The organism is Streptomyces sp. MBT53 (assembly GCF_016654115.1).
In the GTDB taxonomy this organism is placed as follows: Bacteria; Actinomycetota; Actinomycetes; order Streptomycetales; family Streptomycetaceae; genus Streptomyces.
Map to the genome: position 1 here is coordinate 1 of NZ_JAEQAZ010000376.1, position 4,348 is coordinate 4,348.

Genomic DNA, 4,348 nt, shown 5'->3' on the forward strand with positions numbered 1-4,348 from the left:
GGCTCGCGCGCCGGGGACCCGCCCACCGCATCGGCTTCAGGGACCAGGACTTCCGCCCTACTCCGGACAGGCGGATACGGCGGCGGCCACCGGTGATGCTCCGCCGTCCGCCCCGCTCCGCGTGCCACGGTCGCCTCCTCGTGGTCGGTGGGGAGAGGCGGAGCGCTCATGATCGGGGCCGGACGGATCGGCGTGGCACTACTGGCAGTGGTGTTGGGGGCGGGGGTCGGGCAGGGCACGGCGGCGGCCGGGTCCCCGGCGCGCGAGCCCCTCGACACCTGGACCGGGAGCTGGGAGGCCGCCCCCTCCGGGACCACCACGGGCCATCCCGGCGCCTCCTTCCGCAATGTCGTCCACCTCAGCGTCGGCGGCGACGCCGTCCGCGTCCGGCTCACCAACCGGCTCGGTACCGCCCCCCTCCGCCTCGACACGGTGACCGTCGCCCTGCGCGGGACCGGTCCGGACGCCGTGCCCGGTTCGATGCGCACCGCCACCTTCAAAGGCGCCGGCGCGGTCACGATCCCGGCGGGCGAGGACCTGGTCAGCGACGCCGTCCCGCTCGCCGTACCCGCCGCGGCGGACCTGCTCGTCACGGTCCACACGCCCGACGACTCCGGCCCCGCGACCTACCACCGCGCCGCCGGGCAGACCAACTACCGCACCCCGAGCGGCAATTGGGCCGCCGACAGCGACGGCGCCGCGTATACGACGACCACCACCTCCTGGTACTACGTCACCGGCGTCGACGTCCTCGACGCCCCGGCGGCCGGCAGTGTCGTCGCGTTCGGCGACTCCCTCACCGACGGCAACGGCTCCACCCGCGACGCCAACCACCGCTGGCCCGACCGCCTCGCCGAGCGCCTGACAACCCTCCCCCCGTACCGCCGCCTCGGCGTCCTCAACGCCGGGATCTCCGGGAACCGCCTGCTGCGCGACGACACCGGGCCGAGCGCCCTGGCCCGGCTGGACGCGGACGCCCTGTCGCGGTCGGGGGTGCGGGTGCTCATCGTCATGGAGGGCATCAACGACATCAAGGGCACCCCGAACGCCACCGACCCCGCCGCCTTCGAGACCGCCTACCGCACCCTCGTCACCCGCGCCCACGCCCACGGCATCCGCGTCGTCGGCGCGACCCTCACGCCGTACGGCGGCAACAGCGCGTACACGGCGGCCCGGGAGGGCGTACGGCAGACGGTCAACGCCTTCATCCGGGCCGGGGCCGGCGGGCTCTTCGACGCGGTCGTCGACTTCGACGCGGCCGTCCGCGACCCGGAGCAGCCGCAGCGGATCCGGCCCGCCTACGACCCCGGCGACCACCTCCACTTCAACGACGCCGGCATGCGCGCCCTCGCCGACACCGTCGACCTCACCACGCTGACGTAGGCACGCGGACGCGTCAGCCCCAGATCGTGGCGCCCAGCCACGCCCCCGCGATCAGCAGGCAGGTGAACAGTTCGGTCAGCACGCTGGAGCCGCCCGAGCGCATCGCCGTACGCAGGGAGGCCATCGCCTCGGCGTGCCGGCCCAGCCGCAGGCGTTCGTGGAGGTAGATCCCGGCCATGAAGCCGGGGATCGCGCCGACCACGGGAAGCAGCAGGAAGCCCAGCAACGCGCCGGTCCCCGCGTACACCCCCATCCGGGGGGTCGCCCCGCTCGCGCGCAACCGGCGGGGCGGCAGCGCCCAGCGCACCACCTGGGAGAGGAGCAGGGCGGCCGTGGCGCCGACGAGGACACCCCAGGACACCGGCTGGGGATCCTTCAGCGCCCACCACAGGACCGCGGCCCACACCAGCCACGACCCCGGAACTCCGGGCACCAGGACTCCGCACAGGCCGAGCAGGATGACGACGCCGACCAGCAGGAGTTCAGCCACTCCCATCTGCCCAGCCTGCGGGATCCCGGGGGAAACCGCAGGTCAGTAACGGGTCACCCAGCCCCGTTCGTAGGCGTGCCAGCCCAGTTGCAGCCTGGTCGTCACCCCGGTCAGCTCCATCAGCCGCTTCACCCGGCGCTGCACCGTCCTCAGACCCAGGTCCAGCTGTTTCGCCACGCTCGCGTCGGTCAGCCCGGCCAGCAGCAGGGACAGCACCTCCAGGTCGGTGCCGTCGGGGCCGTCCGGCTCCTGCTCGGCGGCGCCGGACGCGCCCAGGCGCAGCGGGAGCGCGTCCCGCCAGACCGACTCGAAGAGCCCGCAGAGCAGTTCCAGCAGGCCGCTCGCGTGCACGACGAGCGCGGCGGGTTCGGCGGTGGGCGAGCTGAGCGGCACCAGCGCGAGGGTCCGGTCGGCGATCACCAGCTTGGTCGGCACCTTGTCCACCACCCGCACCTGCTCGCCGCGGCCGAGCGCGGCGGCCAGTTCGGTGGGCCCGTCCGGCAGGTCGAGCACCGCGCGTTCGAGGACGACCCGGTAGCGGACCCCGCGTCCGGCGGCCTGCTCCTCCGCGTCGTTCTCCATGCCGGTGACGGCGACCGGGTTCCCGGTGACCAGCGCGCACACCTCGTCGCTCGCGCCGAGCTGGAGCTGCAGAAAGCGCCGGGTGACGGCCGCGGCCCCGGTCACCACCTCCACCAGATCGTGTACGGCGGTCTCGGCGGCGGCCGCCCGGTACTCCTCGGCGAGCAGCGCGGCGGCCAGTTCGGCCTTCTCCAGTTCGTGGCGCTGCTGGGTGAGCAGCGCGCCCAGGGCGACCCCGGGCGGGGCGGCGACCCAGCGGCCGGGGCGGGCCGAGGACTGGGCGGCGAGTCCGTGCAGTTCCAGGCGGCGCAGGGCGCGCTCGGTGTCGTACTCCCCGATGGTCAGCCGTCGCGCGAGATCGGGCACGTCCGCGGCGCCGACGGACACCAGAGCCCGGTACGCCGACTCGTGCGCCTCGTCCAGGCCTATCGCTCCCAGCATGCAGGTTCCGCCCCTCCCCGAAGACCCGATCGCCCGGGCCGTGGCGGAAACCGGCCACGGCGCGAACCCGCCTCCGCACATCATCGCGGTACCACCCGCCACTCTGCCAAGGTTGCGCCACCGAGGCACCAACACCCGTCCACAATGCCTGGATTGGGCTTGTTCGGCCTGCGGATTCGCGCCCGGAGAAACTCATAGGGGAGTCGGGCGCGCATCACAGCGGCCCTTCAGGAAGGCAAGCCACACTCGGGGCCGGACGGGCCGGATCCACGACGGGATTCGGTCACTCGGTCGTCGCCGGGCGGTTCTCCCGTGGGGGGTGGAACCGCCCGGCGGCTCTGTGCTGTCCTGAACAGCCCTGTGGCGGACGGGTGTTCGGAATGTCATCCGACACGCCGTTCGAGAAGGGGCGCGCACCGGATTTTCCTGACGCCCCGTTTTCATCCGGCCCGCGCGGTGGACAATTAGGGGCATGAGCCAGCAGGGGGGAAAGCCGCCCGGTCACGAGGACGACTGGTGGGGCCAGCTGTACGACGACTCCACCGACGACACGGGGCCCACGGCCGCGGCCGACTCCCTGGAGGACCGGTTCGCCTCGGCGGCCGGAACCGTGGACGAGGGCGCACGTGCGGTGCCGGGCAGTATGGATGAGGGCGCGGGGCCCGCGCCGGGTGCCGTGGGTGAGGGCGTGCGTCCCACGCCGGGGATCGTGGGTGAGGGCGTGAGTCCGGTGCCGTGGTCTGCGGGGGAGGGTGCGCGTCCTGCGCCGGGGACTGCGGGCGAGGGCGTGCGTCCGGTACCCGGGATCGCGGGCGAGGGTCCGCGTCCGGCGTCTGGAGCTGTGGGTGAGGGTCCGCGTCCGGCGGTGTCTGGACCCGTGGGTGAGGATCTGAGTCCGGCGGCGTCCGGGCCCGTGGGCGCGGGTTCGCGCTCGGCAGTGTCTGGACCCATGGGCGAGGGCGAGATTCCCGCGCCTGGACCCGTAGGCGAGGGCCCGCGTCCGGCAGCGTCCGGACCCGTGGGCGACGCTCCGCGTCCGGCGGCGTCTGGACCCATGGGCGAGAGCCCGCGCCCGGCAGTGCCCGGACCCGTAGGCGAGAGCCCGCGTCCGGTGGCCGGCTCGGGGGTTCCGGCGCCGCGTGCCGGTGCCGGCGGTTCCCTCCCGGGCGGTACGGCAGACGCCGACGCGTCGGGCCGCCGCCCGACCACGCCCGCGGCCGCGGGCGACGACAGTTCGCCCTCTCCGGCCGGGCGGGGCGTCGGTACGGCCCCGCCCCTCGGCGCATCGCCCTTCCCGCCGCCACCGCCACCGATCAGCCCCGCGCCGCCCGCACCGTCGGCACCACCCACCCCGCAGCGCCTCCGCGGAGGCGCTGCGGGGTGGGTGGTGCCGACGGTGCGGGCGGCGCGGGGCTGATCGGTGGCGGTGGCGGCGGGAAGGGCGATGCGCCG

At 74.8% G+C, this 4,348-nt stretch carries 4 protein-coding genes; 1 reads left to right on the forward strand and 3 read right to left on the reverse strand.

What is annotated here, in order from left to right; all coding sequences use genetic code 11:
• Positions 1 to 168: 168 nt before the first annotated feature.
• Complete coding sequence (locus JHN45_RS51100; RefSeq protein WP_201056322.1) at positions 169 to 1,383, forward strand: SGNH/GDSL hydrolase family protein; 1,215 nt, start codon at positions 169 to 171, stop codon at positions 1,381 to 1,383.
• A gap of 13 nt (positions 1,384 to 1,396) precedes the next feature.
• Here JHN45_RS51100 and JHN45_RS51105 read toward each other — a convergent pair whose 3' ends face one another.
• From JHN45_RS51105 to JHN45_RS51115, 3 genes are all read right to left on the reverse strand, one after another.
• Positions 1,397 to 1,879 (reverse strand): DUF456 domain-containing protein, encoded by a 483-nt coding sequence (locus JHN45_RS51105; RefSeq protein WP_200711774.1) that lies wholly within the window; start codon positions 1,877 to 1,879, stop codon positions 1,397 to 1,399.
• Positions 1,880 to 1,915: 36 nt separating this feature from the next.
• Positions 1,916 to 2,896, reverse strand: coding sequence for a LuxR family transcriptional regulator (locus JHN45_RS51110; RefSeq protein WP_201056323.1), 981 nt, complete (start codon positions 2,894 to 2,896; stop codon positions 1,916 to 1,918).
• Between the two features lie 501 nt (positions 2,897 to 3,397).
• A complete protein-coding gene (locus JHN45_RS51115; RefSeq protein ID WP_201056324.1) occupies positions 3,398 to 3,595 on the reverse strand; it encodes a hypothetical protein in 198 nt (65 codons plus the stop codon).
• Positions 3,596 to 4,348 lie beyond the last annotated feature (753 nt).

Coding starts and splice junctions, on each gene's coding strand:
- JHN45_RS51100 (WP_201056322.1), top strand. CDS start 169: ATGATCGGGGCCGGACGGATCGGCGTGGCACTACTGGCAGTGGTGTTG.
- JHN45_RS51110 (WP_201056323.1), bottom strand. CDS start 2,896: ATGCTGGGAGCGATAGGCCTGGACGAGGCGCACGAGTCGGCGTACCGG.
- JHN45_RS51105 (WP_200711774.1), bottom strand. CDS start 1,879: ATGGGAGTGGCTGAACTCCTGCTGGTCGGCGTCGTCATCCTGCTCGGC.